The sequence below is a fragment of the Pseudofrankia asymbiotica genome (assembly GCF_001983105.1).
Lineage (GTDB): Bacteria > Actinomycetota > Actinomycetes > Frankiales > Frankiaceae > Pseudofrankia > Pseudofrankia asymbiotica.
The window spans coordinates 89,293-107,262 of the sequence record NZ_MOMC01000014.1 but is presented as its reverse complement, the minus strand read 5'-3'; the positions used below and the strand labels follow the sequence as shown (position 1 = coordinate 107,262).

General features: G+C 71.9%; 14 protein-coding genes. All 14 read left to right on the top strand.

Annotated elements, in window-relative coordinates:
* Positions 1–373: 373 nt before the first annotated feature.
* The 14 genes from BL253_RS07290 (at position 374) to BL253_RS07225 (ending at position 17,949) form a co-directional block, all read left to right on the top strand.
* Positions 374–1,702, top strand: coding sequence for a L,D-transpeptidase (locus tag BL253_RS07290; RefSeq protein ID WP_076814973.1), 1,329 nt, complete (start codon positions 374–376; stop codon positions 1,700–1,702).
* Positions 1,703–1,887: 185 nt separating this feature from the next.
* Positions 1,888–3,057 (top strand): phosphatase PAP2 family protein, encoded by a 1,170-nt coding sequence (locus tag BL253_RS07285; RefSeq protein ID WP_076814723.1) that lies wholly within the window; start codon positions 1,888–1,890, stop codon positions 3,055–3,057.
* A gap of 266 nt (positions 3,058–3,323) precedes the next feature.
* Complete coding sequence (locus BL253_RS07280) at positions 3,324–4,073, top strand: OmpA family protein (RefSeq protein ID WP_076814720.1); 750 nt, start codon at positions 3,324–3,326, stop codon at positions 4,071–4,073.
* A gap of 132 nt (positions 4,074–4,205) precedes the next feature.
* Positions 4,206–4,616, top strand: a complete 411-nt coding sequence (locus BL253_RS07275; RefSeq protein ID WP_076814718.1) for an encapsulin-associated ferritin-like protein — start codon at positions 4,206–4,208, stop codon at positions 4,614–4,616.
* Entirely contained in the window at positions 4,613–5,419 is an 807-nt protein-coding gene (locus tag BL253_RS07270) for a family 1 encapsulin nanocompartment shell protein (RefSeq protein WP_076814716.1), read from the top strand. The genes BL253_RS07275 and BL253_RS07270 overlap by 4 nt, the downstream gene beginning before the upstream one ends.
* Before the next feature lie 333 nt (positions 5,420–5,752).
* The gene (locus BL253_RS07265) at positions 5,753–5,950 is read left to right on the top strand and encodes a (2Fe-2S)-binding protein (protein ID WP_071052071.1); all 198 of its coding nucleotides are present in this window, start codon (positions 5,753–5,755) and stop codon (positions 5,948–5,950) included.
* A 98-nt stretch (positions 5,951–6,048) separates the two neighbouring features.
* The gene (bfr, locus tag BL253_RS07260; RefSeq protein WP_076814713.1) at positions 6,049–6,534 is read left to right on the top strand and encodes a bacterioferritin; all 486 of its coding nucleotides are present in this window, start codon (positions 6,049–6,051) and stop codon (positions 6,532–6,534) included.
* A gap of 336 nt (positions 6,535–6,870) precedes the next feature.
* Positions 6,871–11,040 (top strand): EAL domain-containing protein, encoded by a 4,170-nt coding sequence (locus BL253_RS07255; RefSeq protein WP_241834595.1) that lies wholly within the window; start codon positions 6,871–6,873, stop codon positions 11,038–11,040.
* Positions 11,041–11,484: 444 nt separating this feature from the next.
* Positions 11,485–12,678: an urea ABC transporter substrate-binding protein gene (gene urtA / locus BL253_RS07250; RefSeq protein ID WP_274535194.1), complete on the top strand. Its 1,194-nt coding sequence runs from the start codon at positions 11,485–11,487 to the stop codon at positions 12,676–12,678.
* 32 nt (positions 12,679–12,710) lie between these two features.
* Complete coding sequence (gene urtB, locus BL253_RS07245; protein ID WP_076814706.1) at positions 12,711–13,589, top strand: urea ABC transporter permease subunit UrtB; 879 nt, start codon at positions 12,711–12,713, stop codon at positions 13,587–13,589.
* Positions 13,590–13,645: 56 nt separating this feature from the next.
* A complete protein-coding gene (gene urtC, locus BL253_RS07240) occupies positions 13,646–14,887 on the top strand; it encodes an urea ABC transporter permease subunit UrtC (RefSeq protein WP_076814971.1) in 1,242 nt (413 codons plus the stop codon).
* Entirely contained in the window at positions 14,887–15,744 is an 858-nt protein-coding gene (gene urtD, locus BL253_RS07235; RefSeq protein WP_096335939.1) for an urea ABC transporter ATP-binding protein UrtD, read from the top strand. Before urtC ends, urtD begins: the two co-directional genes overlap by 1 nt.
* Entirely contained in the window at positions 15,741–16,448 is a 708-nt protein-coding gene (urtE, locus tag BL253_RS07230; protein WP_081438072.1) for an urea ABC transporter ATP-binding subunit UrtE, read from the top strand. Before urtD ends, urtE begins: the two co-directional genes overlap by 4 nt.
* Before the next feature lie 277 nt (positions 16,449–16,725).
* Positions 16,726–17,949, top strand: coding sequence for an alpha/beta hydrolase family protein (locus tag BL253_RS07225; RefSeq protein WP_241834593.1), 1,224 nt, complete (start codon positions 16,726–16,728; stop codon positions 17,947–17,949).
* The last annotated feature ends 21 nt before the right edge of the window (positions 17,950–17,970 follow it).

Sequence of the window (17,970 nt, the reverse complement as noted above, 5' to 3'; positions counted from 1 at the left end):
GTGGGGACGGCGATCACGGTGCGGTGACGGGTGTTTGGTCCCGCCCGGTGGCGTGGGGACGCCGGCGGGTGGGCTCGCGGACTTCTGGGGGTGCAGCGGGAGGCCGGCCGAAGGGCGCGCTCACGGCGGAATCCACGCGCGCCCGGAGACGGCCGACAGAGATGGCCACGCGGCGTGGGAGGGCTTCGTGAGCATTGCCGGGAGAGGGCGACTCTCTGTATTTGCTTCATCGACGAATAGTGATGGTCGCCCGGGTGACAACGGTATTTCGGTTGCTCGGGGCGACGGATGGCACGCCACTGGGTACCGTCCGACGGAGAGTTTTCGCGCGGACGCGCTAATGGCCGTCCTGAAGATCGGAAGAAGGCGGGTAATGGTCTTCTCCGCGGGCGAACGCGGTGGCCACGCGGCCCAATCCACCCGGCCGCGTGGCCGGCGGATCCGTCCGGTTCTGTTCGGGCTGGTGGCCGCCCTGCTCGCCGTCGTGCTGACGGCCTGCTCCGGGTCCGGGGGCGGGGGCGAGCCCCCCGCGGCGGCGGCGTCGCGGACGCCACCGGCCGCGAGCATCAAGATCACACCGACCGACGGCGCGTCCGGCATCGCGGTCACGGACAAGGTCGTCGTGACCGCGAACGCGCCGCTCGGCGACGTCACCATCGCGCGCGCCGCGAGCGAGTCGCAGAAGACGGACGCGGGCACCCTGCCCGGCGAGTACTCGGCGGACCGGCGTACCTGGACCTCCGCCTCGGGCCTCTTCGCCGACAGTCAGTACCAGGTGACCGCCTCGACCACGGCCACCAGCGGTGTCACCGGTACCGTGACCAGCCACGCCGCCTTCACCACCGGCGTGCCGGCCAAGCCGTTCAAGGTGTCCTGGGAGCCGGTCGACGGCCAGACCGTCGGCGTCGGGACGCCGGTCGTGCTGACGTTCAGCGGCCCGACCGCCGACCGGGCCGCGGTGCAACGGCACCTGTCCATCGTCACCAACCCTCCGCTGGAGGGCTCGTGGAGCTGGGCGTCCGACCGGGTGGTCCGCTGGCGGCCGAAGGAGTACTACCCGTCCGGGACCAAGGTGCACGTCGAGGCGAACCTCGCCGGGTTCGAGGCCGGCAACGGGCTGGTCGGTGTGAAGGACCGGGCGATGGACTTCACCATCGGTGCCGAGCAGATCAGCCACGTCGACATCGCCGCGCACACCATGAAGGTCTACAAGGACGGCCAGCTGGTGCGCACGATGCCGATCAGCGGCGGCAAGGGCGGCAAGCGGACGCTGCTGACGATGGACGGCCCGCACAACGTCCTCGGCAAGACCCAGAACCTGATCATGGACTCGGCCACGGTCGGGATCCCCGTGGGCGACCCCGACTACTACCGCGAGGAGGTCCAGTGGAACGTCCAGATCACCAGCGGCGGACAGTACGTCCACTCGGCTCCCTGGTCGGTCGGTGATCAGGGGCGGGTCAACGTCTCGCACGGCTGCGTGAACGCCGCCCCCGAGGACGCGCAGTGGTTCTACGGCTTCAGCCAGGTCGGTGACATCGTCGACGTCGCCAACAGCGGCCGGGCACCGGAGGTCGACCAGCTGGGCAACGACTGGTCGATCCCGTGGGCGACATGGACGGCCGGCAGCGCGCTGCCGGCTGGCGACGCGGGCGCCGTCGCCGCGCCGGCGGGCACCAGCACGGGCCACCCCGGAGCCTGACCCGGAGCGTCCAGTAAGTCACACTCGGGCACGGCCACACGGGGCCAGGCCCGCCGTCCCTTCCCAGGGCGGCGGGCCTGGCCCCTGCCGCGTCCCGGCCACGCCGGGTGTGTGAGGTTCGGCCCGTCGGGCCGGAGTGCGGGCCCGGTGGCACATCTGTCGGAGGCGTCGGGTTGAGTAGAGGGATGTCAACGGGCCAAGACGGGGCAGGCGCCTCGGCAGGACGGGCGGAGGAGGCGCTGCCCAGCGCCGCGCGGGCGGAGAGCGAGCGGGCGCCCACCGCGCCGGTCACCGCGCAGGTCTCCGTGCTTCCCGAGGCGGCGCGCGCGGCGCGGGTCGAGCCGACCGGCGGGACCGCGGAGGGCCGCGCCGAGGCCCGCTCCGACAGGTGGCGGCGACGGCTGCGCGACCCCGAGACCGGTCGGCCGGTGTGGTGGGTCGAGATCCTGATCCTGGTCGCGCTGTACTACTGCTACACCGGTACCCGTGGCTTCGCCGAGGGCTCCGTCGACCAGGCCACGAGGACAGGCGAGATGCTGGTCCGCTGGCAGGCCGCCCTCGGGCTGGACGTCGAGCTCGGGCTGAACCACTGGTTGCAGACCGTGCCGGCGCTCGCGATCGCGTGTTGTTACTACTACGCGACGCTGCACTTCATCGTCACACCGGTCGTCATTCTCTGGATGCACCGGCGTCACCCGAGCCGCTACTCACGCGCCCGGTGGACTCTCGCCTTCACCACGATCCTCTGCCTGATCGGGTTCTTCCTGTTCCCGACGGCGCCGCCCCGGCTGCTGCCGGACGCCGGCTACATCGACACGATGGCCCACTACAGCAACTGGGGCTGGTGGGGCGCCAGCGCGAGTGCCGCCCCGCATGGCCTTGACAAGGTCGCCAACCTGTACGCGGCGATGCCGTCGTTGCACTGCGCCTGGGCGCTGTGGTGTGGAGTCCTGATCGCCCGCAACGCCCGCTGGCGATGGCTGCGGGTGCTCGGCGTCCTTTACCCGGCGGCCACCGCCTTCGTCGTCATGGCGACCGCGAACCACTACATCCTCGACGCCGTCGCCGGCTGGGCCGTGCTGGGCGTCTCCGCGCTTGCCGCCACGGCGCTCGCCCGCCGTTCGGCCCGCCGGCAGGACGCCCGCCGTCCCTCGGCTCCGCCCGCCGGGGGCAGCCCGGACCCGGCGGGTGAGGTGCCGTCGCCCGTTGGTGAGGCCGAGGTCCCCGCCATCCCGGCGGCCGACACGTCAGCCGCCGCGGCCGCGCCCAGTCAGCGCCCGACCGAGGAGGGCGCCGCCGGTGTTCCCGCCGGTCAGGCGCGCTCGGCGGGCGGCGGCCTCGCGACCATGACCTGACCGGCGGTCCGTCCTCAGGACGAGACCCGCTCGGCAGGACGAGACCCGCTCGGCGGTCTCCGGACGCATGCCTGAAGGCCGGCTTCGTGCCCACTGGTGCCGCCTGTACCGTGCGCCGGAGTGGCGCGTGCCTGGTCGCGGGGCCGATGTGCGACAGTTGCGGCTGTCGTGGTCGATGTCCGGCATCCCGGTGATGCCGGAAAGAGGTCGCGCCGGCGCCTCCCCGGCAGCCGCGCTCGCCCGCGTCCCCAGCTCGGAGCCCGTTCATGTTCCTGCCCGCCGTGACGCGCCCGCGCCGTCCTCGGCCGGTCGTGTTCGCCGTGTCGTTGCTGCTCGTCTGGCTGCTGCTCGCGCTGCTGGCGATCGCGGCGCGCCGCGGCCCGATCGAGAAGGACCTGGCGCGGCGCGCGAACGAGGCGGTTCGCCGCGTCGGCGTGACACAGGTCGCGGTGACGGTGGCCGGGACGTCGGTCACCCTGCACGGCGACTTCCCGAGCCTCGCCGCCGCCCAGGCGGCGCTGCGGGCCGCGCGCGTCGACGGCGTCAGCTCGGCCCAGCTGGGCCCGGACGCCCGCGTCGCCACCGCGCCCGTCAGCGGGCTGAGCGGGGACGCGGGCGCCGATGTCCCCGGCGACGCCCGTGACGGCGACGAGGCGACCAGGGCCGCGCTGACGGGCGCGACCAGCGGGCATCCGGTCACGTTCGCGCGGGACAGCGCCGTGCTGTCGGCCGCGGGACTGGCGGCGCTCGACGGGGTCGCCGCGGCCCTGCGCGTCGGCACGCTGCCGGTGGTGGTCGCCGGGCATGCCGACAGCACCGGCGCGGAGCCGTACAACCAGGCACTCTCGGCCCGCCGGGCCGAGGCCGCCGTCACCTACCTGGTCGGCGCCGGAGTGCCCGCGGCCCGGCTGCGCGCCGTCGGCCTCGGCGAGATCCGCCCGGTCGCGGACAACGCCACCCCGGCCGGTCKCGCCGCCAACCGCCGCGTCGAGATCACGCCCGCCCCGGGTTCCTGACAGCCTTGATCGCGCCACTTCCGCCCTGAGCTGGAAGATTGTTCCATGATGGTTCTGTCGTAGTTCCCACATTGGGAGAAAATCGTCGCCCGTGGTCATTGGACCGGGCGTGCGCATGGTAGGTAGAGGTCCATGGCGGACTCGAGCATGGGGCTGCACGAACAGCCCGACAAGCTCACACCAGAACTTGTTGACCGGCACCGGGCGATCGTGTCGTTGATGGAGGAACTGGAGGCGGTCGACTGGTACGACCAGCGGGTCTCGGCGGCGACCGATCCCGAGCTCGCCGACATCCTCGCCCACAACAGGGACGAGGAGAAGGAGCACGCGGCGATGACGCTCGAGTGGCTGCGCCGCCAGGACGCGTCCCTCGACCAGCAGTTGCGCACCTACCTCTTCTCGGAGGGCCCGGTGCTGGAGGCCGAGGCGCGCGCCATGAACCGGGACGGCGCCGCCGAGGCGCCGGCGGAGCCGGGCGTGACGTCGCCGGCGGGGGTCGACTACTCACTTGGCATCGGCGGCCTGAAGGGAAAGTCCGAATGAACCACCTGCTCCGCGGGCATGCGCCGCTGACCGACTCGGCCTGGAAGGTCGTCGACGACGAGGCCAGGACCCGGCTCACCGTCAACCTCGCCGGCCGCAAGCTGGTCGACTTCTCGGGTCCGCACGGCTGGGACTACTCGGCGACGTCGCTCGGGCGCGCCACGCCGGTCGGCGCACCCCCGTCGGAGGGGGTGCGGGCCAGGCTGCGCCGGGTACAGCCGCTGGTCGAGCTGCGTGTCCCGTTCACCCTGGACCGCCGCGAGCTGGAGGACGTCGACCGGGGCGCCGACGACGTGGACCTGTCGGCACTCGAGGACGCCGCCAGGGCGATGGCGACGACCGAGAACTCGATCATCTTCCATGGCTACCAGGAGACCGGCATCGTCGGCATCGTCGAGGCGAGCTCGCACCCGCCGCTGTCCCTGCCGGATGACACCAACGGCTACCCGCGCACCGTCGCCAAGGCCGTCGCGATGCTGCGCCACGCCGGGATCGGCGGCTCCTACGGTCTCGCGATCGAGCCGGACGGCTTCACGGCGATCGTCGAGACGGCCGAGCACGGTGGATACCTGCTGCTCGACCACCTGCGCCACATCCTGGACGGGCCGGTGGTGCGCGCGCCGGGCATCCGCGGGGCGGTGGTGCTCAGCCAGCGGGGCGGGGACTTCGTCGTCGAGTCCGGCATGGACCTCTCGGTCGGCTACGCCGGGCACACCGGCGACAACGTCGAGCTCTACCTGGAGCAGAGCCTGAGCTTCCGGGTGAACGAGCCCGACGCCGCCGTGGCGCTGAGCCCGGCCTGACGTAGCTGGGCCCACGACGGGCGGGCGGTCCTTCGGGATCGGCCGCCCGTCTGCGTTGACAGGGCGGTCACTTTGTGTCGTCGCTTTGGCGCCGGATCGTGGCCGGGGCATGGGGAGGGCGTCGCTGAGCGCAAAGGGGGCGGGATGTGACGAGGTACGCAGCGGGAGACTGATGGTTGGGTTGCCTTGCGTTAGGTGAGCCTAACTGGCACTCTGTATTCGTTAGGGAAGCCTTAGCTAAGCGTTGATGCTGATGCGAGGAACCCGGACAACGAACCCGAAGTGCCTGGTCGGCGGTGGAACACGCCGGCCCGTCCCGCGTGGTGAGGTGCGGTGCTGGTCTGCTCGTGCTTTGCTGTGTCCGACCGGACGCTACGCAGCGTAATCGCCGCTGGTGCCCGCGATGCCGACGAGATCGGCGAGCGCTGTGACGCCGGCACCGGATGCGGCGGCTGCCTCGAAGAGATCTCGGAACTCTTGCTGTGTCATCGCGGCGGTGAGCCGGTCGCTGGTACGGCGCGGGCCGCCTGACGCCCGCGCCCGCCGGCTGGGCCGTTCGACGACAACGCCTACGGGGTGTTGTCGCGACGGCCGCGGTCCAATGACGCGGTGATGAGTGGAGGCCTTGCGTGGTCAGTGGCGACGACGAGGTGATCGAGATCCTGAACGCGGTGCTCACCAACGAGCTCACCGCGATCAACCAGTACTGGCTGCACTACCGGATCCAGGAGCACTGGGGCTATCACGGGCTCGCGCACCACTACCGTGACGAGTCCATCGACGAGATGAAGCACGCCGACAAGGTCATCCATCGCGTGCTCTACCTCGACGGTCACCCCAACCTCCAGCGGCTGCACACCTTGCGCACCRGTGAGACGGTGCCCGAGATGTTCGAGCTCGACCACGCCCGTGAGCTGGAGAACGTCGAGACGCTGCGTAAGGGCGTGGTGCTCTCGCGAGGCAAGTCCGACTTCGGCACCGCCGTCCTCTTCGAGCACCTGATCCACGAGGAGGAGGAGCACATCGACTGGCTGGAGGCTCAGCTCGAGCTGATCCGCCAGATCGGCGCTGCTCAGTACCTCTCCGAGCAGATTCACAAGCACGGCTCGGACTGACGCTCCGCCTGACGCTCCGCGATCGGCGAGAGATGCAGTGGGCTGGACGCACCGAGGTGCGTCCAGCCTTCGTCTGTCGCGCGGCGAGGAGGGAGCCCCAGCGGCGCAGGGCGAGGCGCCGGCGCGCGCCGAGTTCCTGGCTGGTGGGGAACGGATACCGGGCGGTGCGCGCGGGGGCGTGAAACGGCTACGCGGCGTGGCGGTTTCGCGCCGCGAAGCGGACCTAACGGAATGTACTCGGACGACTGCCGCTAGACTGCCCAGCGGAGGGCCTGGCCAGCGCGGATGGTCGCGCGGCCAGGTAGACGCTGCGCGGGAGGTGCGTTGGTCGCCGCGGTGACTGGGCTGGTGGCCGACGCGGTCTCGGCCGGGCTGCTGGTGGTGAACACCGAGGGCCGGGTCGTCTGGGTCAACGCCGCGCTGGCGGCGGTCGTCGGTGTCGGGCCAGGGGGCCGCGAGGACGGCGGCGCCGCCGTCGAGACCGCGGACGTGGCCGGCGAGGTCGGCGAGGTCGCCGGCGACGACATCGACAGCCACTCCGACGAGCGGCTCCTCACGGATCCGCCGACAGACCTCCCAGCGGATCCCGCGGACCTGGTGGACCGGTCTCGCCGGCCCGCCGGGGAGACCGGGCCTGGGGACCGGCCGTTCGGGCGTGCTCAGGCGCGTCACGCGGTCGCGGAGGCGCGGCTGCCCCTGTCGGGTCTCGTGCCCGGCGCCGCTCCGGTCGACGTCCGCTGGACCGCGCCCGACGGGTCGGCCCGCTGGCTGCGGCTGCGCTGCCAGCTGCTCACGCTGCCCGGCGCCGGCTGGGCGGACGGCCTCACGCTCTATGAGCTCTTCGATGTCACCGCCGGCTACCAGTCGGGCACCCTCGCGGGTGGCGACGACACCTGGCGGGGCACGTCCGAATGGGACAGCGCGGCCTGGGGCCCGAGTGTTGACGCGGCGACCGTCGCGATGGTCCGCCCCGCGGGCAGCCTGTCCATATCCACACCATCCCCATCCCCGCCATCCCCGCCGACGTCCATCCCCGCCGATGCCGGGGCCGTCTGGCCGGTCCTCCCGGACCAGCGGTCCTCGCCGGCCCCGCCGGCGGTCGCGACGTCGGAACGGCTCGACCGCATCGAGGTACTCACCCGGACCGGAACGTGGGAGTGGGACCTGAAGACGGGCCAGGTGGCGCTGTCGCGCAACCTGCTCGCCCTGCTTGGTTTCGGCATGGCCGAGAAGGTCGACTTCCAGCAGATCCAGTCCCAGCTGCCAGCCGCCGACAGGCGCGCGATCCGCCGCCAGATCGGCGACGCGATCGAGACTCCCGGCACGTTCACCYTCGTCCACCGGCTCCTCGGCCACGGCGGCCAGGGCGAACGGGTCTTCGAATGCCACGGCGAGTCCGTCCCCGACGAGTCCGGGCGCGCGGCGCGCATCCTCGGTACCGCGCGCGACATCACCGACCTGCACCGCGTCCAGCAGGAGCTGGCGCACCTGGCGGAGCGAGACGCGCTGACCGGCCTGTTCAACCGGCGGGCCATCACCAGGGAGCTGCGCGAGCATCTCGCCGCGTCCCCGCCCGGCCGCACCGGCACGCTGCTGATCATCGACGTCGATCACTTCAAGGACATCAACGACCTGCGCGGTCATGCCGTGGGCGACACGGTCATGCGCGGCCTGACGCAGATCCTGCGCGACGAACTGCCAGAGGCGGTGCTTGGCCGGCTTGGCGGTGACGAGTTCGCCGTGGTGCTGCCGGACGGCGACGGCGCCGACGGCCTGGCCATCGCCGACCGGCTGTGCCAGGCCGTCGCGCGCTCGCCGATCCCGGTCGACGACCTGGCGCTGCGGGTGACGGTCAGCATCGGCGTGGTTCCGCTGGCCACCGTCGAGGACGATACGGCCGCGCTCGCCCAGGCCGACCTCGCGCTCTACGACTCCAAGGGCGGCGGGCGCGACCGTGCCCGGCTGTTCAGCGACGAGCAGTACGAGCAGGCGGCGCGACGGGTGTCCGTCACCCAGCGGGTGCGTGCCGCGCTGGAGGCCGGCACGCTGGCCGTCGACGCGCTGCCGCTGGTCGACCTCGCCGCCCGCCGGGTCATCGGCTACGAGCTGCTGGTGCGGCTGCGCGACGGGCTCACCCCCGAGCTGTCCCCACGGGAGTTCCTCGAGCCGGTCGAACGGACCGAGCTGGTGCTCCGGCTGGACCGGTGGGTGGTCAGCCAGGCCGTCGCCGCGCTGATCGCCGACGGGCCGGACGGGTCGCTCTACCTGCACGTCAACATCTCGGCCCGGTCCGTCGAGGACCCGGGCTTCGGCGACTTCGTCCTGGACGCGCTGCGCATCGGCGGGGTGAACCCCGCCAGGCTCGGGCTGGAGATCGCGGAACGGTCCACGCTGGTGAGCATCGAGCCGGCCCGCCGGCTGGCGGCGAAACTCACGGCGGCCGGCTGCCGGTTCATCCTCGACGACTTCGGCGTCGGCATGGGCTCCGTCGTGCACCTGCGCACGCTGCCGTTCAGCGGCATCAAGATCGACGGGGAGTTCGTCCAGCAGGCGGACGTCAACGCGCAGGACATCGCCCTCGTCGACGCGGTCGTGCGGATCGCCCGCACGCTCGGGATGTACACGATCGCGGAGAACGTCGACCGGGAATCGCTGGCCAGTGCCCTGGGAGACATCGGCGTCGACTACGCGCAGGGCTTCCACATCGGGCCGCCACGCCCGCTCGCCGAGCTCCTCGCGGAGCGGTCCACCGCGGGCGATCTGATGGAGCACGACCGCGCCGACGCCGAACGGGCCGAGCTCGTGCACGTGGATGCGGGTCGTGTGGAGTCCGAGCACGCGGCGCGCGAGCGGGCCGAGCTGGAGCGGGCCGAGTTCGAGCGGGCCGAGCTGGAACGGGCCGAGTTCGAGCGGGCCGAGCTGGAACGTATGGAGCGGGAACGCGCGGAGCGTGAGCGGGCCGACCAGGAGCGCATCCGGCGTGAGCGGGCCGAGTTCGAGCGGGCCGAGCGCGAGCGGGCCCTGCGGCTGGAGCGGGAGCGCGCGGAGCGGGACCGAGCCGAGCGTGAGCGGGAGCGAATCCGCCGGGAACGGCTCGAGGCGGAGCGCCGGCGCGCGGAGAACCGTGGCTCGGTGTCATGGGAGCGGCCCGGGCTCGACGACCTCCCGGCCGGTTCGCCACCTCCGACGGGACCGACGTCCCTGACGTACCCGGCCTTCCCGGACGCGGCGCCGCCGCCCGACCGTGGCGCAGGAGCCCCCACCTGGTCCTATGGGCCGGCGACGCCGGCGTACCCGCCGCCATATCCGTCCGTGCCGCCGCCGTCCGGCGACCAGGTGCCCGACTACCCGCCGACGGACGGCTTCCCACTCGGTGGGCCCCCGAGCGCGCCATTGCCCATCGGCGGCCACGCCGCACCCGGCTTCCCCGACCCGGGGCGCACGGGCGGCGGGTTCTCCCGGGGTGCCTTCCATCCCGGCGACATGCCGGGCGACGGCTATCAGGGCGGCGGCTACGGCGGCTACGACGCGTCCCGGCGCGACCCGCTCGGGCTCGATCGTGTCGGCTACCTCGGGCGTGACCCGCTGTTCGGCGCCCGGGTCTCCCCGCCCGACCCGACCGGCGACCGGTCAGGCGGCGGCTCGCCGTCCGGCCGGCAGGACGGCCCGCCTGGTGGCTGGGACGCGGCTGGCGCCTGGGGCACGCCTGGCGGCGTCGGACCGGCGCCGTGGGACATCGTGTCCGTGAGCGGAGTCGTCGCGGCCGGCCCTGGTCCCGACGCGGGCAAGGACACCGGCGGCTCCCGAACCGGGCTGGACATCGGCGGAGGGGCCGACGGCCCGCTCGGCGCCGGCGGCCGGGACATGCACGGCACCGCCGCCGAGGCCGGGCCGGGCGCGGCGGCAGGTGACGGGGGCCTTGGCGCCGTGGGCGACGGCGCCGGCGGGACGGCGCGGCCCGCCGGTCGTGCCGGCCATATGGGTCGTGCCGGTCATACGGGCCAGGCCGGCCATACGGGCCAGGCCGGTCAGGCCGGCCCGGTGCCCAGAGAACGTCCCGAGCACGGTCTGGTGGACTTCCAGAGCGACGAGGACGCCGGGAAGGCCGGTCCGGGTGCCGTCGCCGACGAGCCGTCCGAAGATGACCCGGGCCGCCCGCCGAGTGGCCGGGCCGCCCGCCGCCGGCCGGCCGGCGAGGACGGGCCCGCCGGACGGCGGCGGGCCGGCGGACTGCAGTGGGTCCGGAGGCATACCCCTGACCCGCGCTCGGTGGCCGATGGCACCGCCGATGCCGACAGCCCACCCCAGCGGGGTGACGCCTCGACGGGCGAGGGCGTGACCGGCCCGGGCGCGTCGGGGCCGCAGGGGGCCGGGGGACCCGAGCTGGACGACGGCGATGTGCCGCCGCCACCAGCCCGTGACGCCGCCGACACCCAGATCATGACGATCAACAAGCTCGGCCAGCACCCCGGTGGCACCGTCGATGGCCTGTACCGCTGGCCGTAGCCCATGTGGGCGGCCGGCTCCCCATCGCGCCGGTCAGACTGCAACCGGTTCACGACGTCGTGACAGGCGTGACACGGGCGTGCGTCGACGGGTCGGTGAACAGTAAGCGCGCACGTCGGTGAACGGTTGTCCGGAGCTCGCCCGATGGTGTGGCCACAATTAGCGAAACGGCCCGGAAACACCCGCGTCCCGGCGTAACGATCTGGTGACTCCGGGCCCGAGTGGTGGCGGCCGGGCGATAATTGCCCTAGCGTCGGGAGTTTTTCGGTCACGGATTTTTGGGGGATCCGCCGGCCGCAAAAATGACACGTCGCGCGGATTAACATCCGAGTAACTCCGGGGTGCCTTCCCGGTAACCGCTCTCCCTACACTGATCGATACCAGCGTCCTAGGGAGGGCAAGGAATTGTTCGGAAAGTCCTGGCGTAGGCTCGCACCGCTCGCGGTGCTGCCCGCTCTCCTGCTCGCGGCCTGTGGGGGGTCGGGGGATTCATCGTCTGACGGCGGTTCGTCGTCGGACACGATCAAGGTTGGTCTGCTGCATTCGCTCAGCGGGACCATGGCCATCTCGGAAGTGACGGTCCGGGACTCCGAGCTGCTCGCTATCGAGCAGATCAACGCCAAGGGTGGCGTGCTCGGAAAGAAGCTCGTGCCGGTGGTCGAAGACGGTGCCTCCGACTGGCCGACCTTCGCCGAGAAGGCCCAGAAGCTCATCTCGCAGGACAAGGTGGCCACCGTCTTCGGTGGCTGGACCTCCGCGAGTCGCAAGGCGATGCTGCCGGTGTTCGAGCGCAACAAGTCGCTGTTGTGGTACCCCGTGCAGTACGAGGGCCTGGAGCAGAGCCCGTACATCTTCTACACGGGCGCCACCACCAACCAGCAGATCGTCCCCGCCCTGGACTACCTGAAGGAGCAGGGCAAGAAGAAGATCTTCCTGGTCGGTAGCGACTACGTCTTCCCGCGCACCGCCAACAAGATCATCAAGGCGTATGCCGGGGCGAACGGGATGGACGTCCTTGGCGAGGAGTACCTCCCGCTGGGCTCCACCGAGGTCTCGACGATCGTCAACAAGATCCAGCAGGCCAAGCCCGACTTCGTGTTCAACACCCTCAACGGCGACTCGAACGTGGCGTTCTTCAAGCAGCTGAAGTCCGCCGGCATCGGTCCGGACCAGATCCCGACCATGTCCGTGTCCATCGCCGAGGAGGAGGTCAAGGCGATCGGCGCCGAGTACCTGTCCGGCCAGTACGTCGCCTGGAACTACTACCAGACGACCGACACCCCGGCGAACACCGAGTTCGTCAAGGCATTCAAGGCCAAGTACGGCTCCGACAAGGTGACGTCCGACCCGATGGAGGCCGGCTACAACGCGGTCAACCTGTGGGCGGCGGCGGTCGCGAAGGCCGGCACCACCGAGGTCGAGGCGGTCAAGAAGGCGGCCGGCGGAATCTCGCTCGACCTGCCCGAGGGCAAGGTGACGATCGACGGCCCGACCCAGCATGTCTACAAGACCGCCCGAATCGGGCTTATCGGCGCCGACGGCCAGATCAAGTCGATCTGGGACTCGGGGAGCCCGATCAAGCCCGATCCATACCTGAAGGGCGCGGAGTACCCATGGGCCAAGGGGCTGTCCTCGTAGGCGCGCCGGGAAGATAAAAGAGGGCGGTTGACATGAACGGGTTCCTGAACCAGTTGCCAATCGGGCTGAGTATCGGGGCGGTGCTGCTGCTGGCGGCGCTGGGCCTGACATTCACGTTCGGTCAGATGGGCGTCATCAACATGGCGCACGGCGAGTTCATCATGGTGGGCGCCTACACGACGTACATGCTGCAGAGCTGGGCGGGGCACAATGCGGTCATCGCGGCCCTGCCGGTGGCGTTCGTCGTGGCGGGCCTGTTCGGGGTGATCCTCGAACGGACGCTGATCCGCAGGTTCTACGGGCGGCCACTGGACACGTTGCTGCTCACCTGGGGCGTCAGCCTCATCCTGCAGCAGCTGGTTCGGGACCTGATCGACAACCGCGGCGTCCAGGTCGTCGCCCCCGACTGGCTCATCGGGGGCGCCGACCTGGGCGGTATCCGGATTCCCTACAACCGGGTGTACATCTTCTGCCTCGCGGCGGTGTGCCTGGTGGGGATCTGGTTCTACATGAGCAGGACCCCGGCCGGCCGGCGGATGCGGGCCGTGATGCAGAACCGCGAGCTGGCGGCGTGCAGCGCGGTCCGCACCGACCGGGTCGACCAGATCACGTTCTTCATCGGCTCGGGGCTCGCCGGCGTCGCCGGGGTCGCGCTGACCCTGGTCGGCACGGTCAGCCCCACCCTCGGCACCAAGTACATCGTCGACGCGTTCCTCGTGGTCGTCGTCGGCGGTCTCGGCCAGCTGCGCGGCGCGCTGATCGCCGCGTTCGCGCTCGGCCTGCTCAACAGCTATGTCGAGTTCTGGTCGAACGCCAGCCTGGCGAAGGTGATCGTGTTCGTCGCGATCGTCGCCTTCCTGCAGGCCCGGCCCCAGGGCATGTTCGTCCTCCGCAGCCGGGCGCTCACATGAGCCGGACCTCCTGGATCGGCTCCGCGGGCTCCACCGATCCAGCAGGGACCCCGGCGGTGACGGCCTCGGAGTCCGAACCGACGGTGGTCCCGACGGGAACGACGGCCGCGGCGAAGGGCGGGTGGCGTGCCCGGCTGGTGACGCCCCAGCTGCCGTGGCGGATCGTCTTCGTCGTGGTCATCGCGGTCGGCGTGATCGCGCCGTACGTGCTGGACCCGGCGTTCCGCCTCCCGCTGTTCACGAAGTACCTGTGCTACGCCATCGTCGGGATCGGGATCGGTCTCGCCTGGGGCCACGGCGGCATGCTCACCCTCGGCCAGGGCCTGTTCGTCGGCCTCGGCGGCTACTCGATGGGCATGTACCTCAAGCTGCACGACGCCGGGCCCGGCAAGGTCCCCGACTTCATGGACTGGAGCGGCGTCGAGAAGCTGCCCGCCTTCTGGGAACCCTTCCGAAGCCCGGTCGTCGCGATCGCCGCGGTGATCATCCTGCCGATCGTGGTCGCGACGCTGCTCGGTCTGCTGGTGTTCCGCCAGCGGGTGCGCGGCGCCTACTTCGCGATCCTCACGCAGGCGCTCGCCGCCGCCTTCGTGATCCTGCTGATCGGCCAGCAGGGCTACACCGGCGGCACGAACGGCCTGACGAACTTCAGCGGGTTCTTCGGCATCGACACCTATGCCGACGCGGGCCACCGGACGCTGTACTTCATCACCGCCGGCGTGCTGCTGGTCATCTTCCTGCTGCTGCGCCTGGTGGTCGCGAGCCGGTTCGGCCGGCTGCTGCTGGCGATCCGGGACGGGGAGGACCGGGTCCGTTTCCTCGGCTACGACCCGACCGTCATCAAGACGATCGCGTTCGCGATCTCGGCGGTGACCGCGTCGGTCGGCGGCGCGCTGATCGTGCCGGTGGTCGGCATCGTCAACCCCGGCATGCTCGACATCGTCCCGTCGATCGAGCTGGTGATCGCCGTGGCCGTCGGCGGCCGTTACTCGCTCGCCGGCGCCATCATCGGCGCGGTCGTCGTGAACTGGGCACGGTCGACGTTCTCCGAGGACTACCCGTCGGCCTGGACCTACTTCCAGGGCGCCCTGTTCATCGGCGTCATCGCCTTCCTGCCCAGGGGCCTCGCCGGGCTCCTCAAGCAGCTGCGTGACGGCGGGCCGGCACTGATGAGGAAACTGGGGATCAAGCCCCCGTCCCGGCCCACCCCACCCACCGCGCCACCGGCCGTCGCGCCGGCCGGCGACCAGGCGGTGGTCGTGCCCGAGCAGGGCGCGCCCAGGCAGGAGGCGGTGTGATGCCGACGTCCGAGGAGGCCAGCACGGAGACCACCACCATCCCGGCCCAGCGCACCGCCGAGACCGGCGAGGCGCTGCTCGAGGTGCGCGGGCTGCGGGTCGTGTTCGACGGTTTCGTCGCCATCGGCGGCATTGACTTCACCGTGAGCCGCGGCGAGCTGCGCTTCCTCATCGGACCCAACGGCGCCGGCAAGACCACCCTCGTCGACGTCATCACCGGGCTGACGAAGCCCGCCGCCGGCTCGGTGCGGTTCGCGGGGACGGAGCTCGTCGGCCGGCGTGAGTACCGGATCGTGAAGCTTGGGATCGGCCGGACGTTCCAGACCGCGACGGTGTTCGAGGACCTCACGGTCCTGGAGAACCTCGACCTGGCGGCGAGCTTCCGCATGCCCGTCCCGAAGCTGTTCCTGCGGCGCAGGGGCGTCAGCGACCCGGTCGCGCGGGTCCTGGAGACGACGCAGCTCGCCGAGCTGGYCGGCCGGAAGGCGGGGATCCTCTCGCACGGCCAGCGGCAGTGGCTGGAGATCGGCATGCTGCTCGCTCAGGACCCCCAGCTGCTGCTCCTCGACGAGCCCGTCGCCGGCATGACGAAGGACGAGCGGGAGCGCACAGGCGTCCTGCTCCAGCAGATCGCCGAGGAGCGCACGGTCGTCGTCATCGAGCACGACATGGAGTTCCTGCGCCGGTTCGCCAGCGTCGTCACCGTCCTGCACGAGGGCAGGGTCCTCACGGAGGGCACGGTGGCCGAGGTCCAGGCGGACCCACGCGTCCAGGAGGTCTACCTGGGCCGCAAGAAGGAAGACGACGAGTCCGGCGGGGCGGCCGCGGCCGCCCTCGGGCTGGAGGCCGCACCGTGAGCGACGAGCTGATGCTGAAGGTCACCTCGCTGGATGTCGGCTACGGCCGCGCGCAGGTCCTGTTCGGGGTGAGCCTGGAGGTTCCGACCGGCTCCCTGGTCTGCGTCATGGGCCGAAACGGGGTCGGGAAGACCACCCTCCTGAACGCGATCATGGGTGTCCTGCACCCGACGGGGGGCTCCATCGAGTTCGAGGGCCAGGCCATCACCAAGGTCCCCACCTACGACCGGGTAAGACGGGGGATGGGCTACTGCCCGCAGGGCCATGAGACCTTCCCGCAGCTGACCGTCTTCGAGAACCTCCAGGTCACCTGGGAGGCGGCCAAGGGCAAAAAGGGCGCGATCGACGAGGCGCTGGACGTCTTCCCGCGCCTGCGGCCGTTCCTGAAGCGCCGCGCCGGCTTCCTCTCCGGCGGCCAGYAGCAGATGCTCGCCATGGCCAGGGCCATGGTGACCGGCCCGAAGATGCTGATCCTCGACGAGCCGACGGAGGGCATCCAGCCGTCCATCGTCGCCGAGATCGAGGAGGTCATCGAGCGCCTGCACACCGAGGTCGGGCTCGCGGTCCTGCTCGTCGAGCAGTACCTCGACACCGCGATCAAACTCGCCGACAGCTTCATCGTCCTCGACGCCGGCCTCGTCGCCCATGCCGGCACCGCCGCCGACCTCCACGACGCCGACCTGGTCCGCCTCCTCGCGGTCTGAAGCCGAGCGCCTCCGCTCGCGGGCGGAGGCGCTCGGCTCGCGCTGACCGCACCGCCGGGCACCCGCGCGCTGGGCCTCGCGTGGGCCTCGGACCACGGCGGCGCGGATACGGGAATCGGCCAGTTCGGTTACCGTCCGTAGCATGGGTGCGTCGTCGGGCCGCCGAGGCCCGGGTGCTCGGGGGATTCGTGCCGCACCGGTTCACCCGCGTCTCGCCCGATTGGCCGGCCTGCTGATCGCCGCGCTGATGGTGGCGGCCGGAGGCCAGCCGACGGCCGTGCCGACGCTTCGTGCGACGGGCGCCGCGGCGGCCCCGGTGACGCCGCCGCCTGCCCGGGCGGCCCCCCTGACCGCTCCGGACAAGCCCGGCGGCCACGGCGTCGGCTTCCACACGGTGACCATCGTCGACGCCGGCCGCCACCGCACCCTGGTCACCTCCATCTGGTATCCGACGGGGTCGCGGCTGCCCGCTCCGGGGGCCGCGGCCACCGCCGATCCCGCGAACACCGCCGCCGCCGGTGCCGCCGCCGGTGCCGCCGGTGCCGCCGGTCTTACGGGCGCCGCCGCCGGCCGCTCCGGCACCGCCGCCGGCCCACCCGTGGGTGACGGCGCTGTTCCGGCGCGGTACGAGATAGCGCCGGAGGTGAGCTATCAGTCGCGGGTGGCGGTCGCGGACGCGCCACCCGAGCGGGGTCCCTTCCCCCTTGTGGTGTTCTCGCATGGCAGCGCGGGCAGCCGGGTGCAGTTCGCCTCGCTGGCCGAGGCCCTGGCCAGCCGCGGGTACGTCGTCGCCGCGCCCGACCACCCGGGCGACACGATGGCCGACGTCGCCGCGGGGCCCAACGAGTCGCTGATCGACCTGGCCGGCGACCGGCCCATGGACGTCAGCGCGGTCCTCGACTGGATGCTCTGCCCCGGGCGCCCCTTCGCGTCGATCCTGTCGGCGGACAAGGTCGCCGTCGTCGGCTTCTCCTTCGGCGGCCTGACGGCGATCGCGTCGTCCGTGGGTCTGCTGCGCGCCCCCGCCGACCCCCGGGTCCGGGTGTCGGTGGGGATCTCGCCGGCGAGCGCGGCACTACCCGCGAGCCTGCTGGCGCGGGTGCGGATCCCGACCCTGCTGATCGCCGGCACCGCCGACGGCGTCACGCCTCCCGGGCCGGGCGCAGACCGGACGTTCCGTGAGCTCACCGGGTCACCCGGCCGAGCGGAGGTGGTCGTCACCGGTGCCACGCACAACTCGTTCAGCGACCTGTGTGACCAGGTGTACCTGACGGCGGACGGGCGGGTGCCCGCCGCGATCCGGCTGCGCATGCAGCTGGGGGCGCTGCTCACCTGCCTGCCACCGCTGGCCGACGCGGCGTTCGCCCAGCAGGTCGCCCGCTGGTACACCGTCGCCTACCTGGAGCGCCACCTACGCGGCGACACCCGCTACGACCGCTACCTCACCCCGACCGCCGCCGCCACCCAGCCACTCCCGGTGACGGTCCGTTCGGCGCCCTGAGAGAGACCACGGCGAACGAGC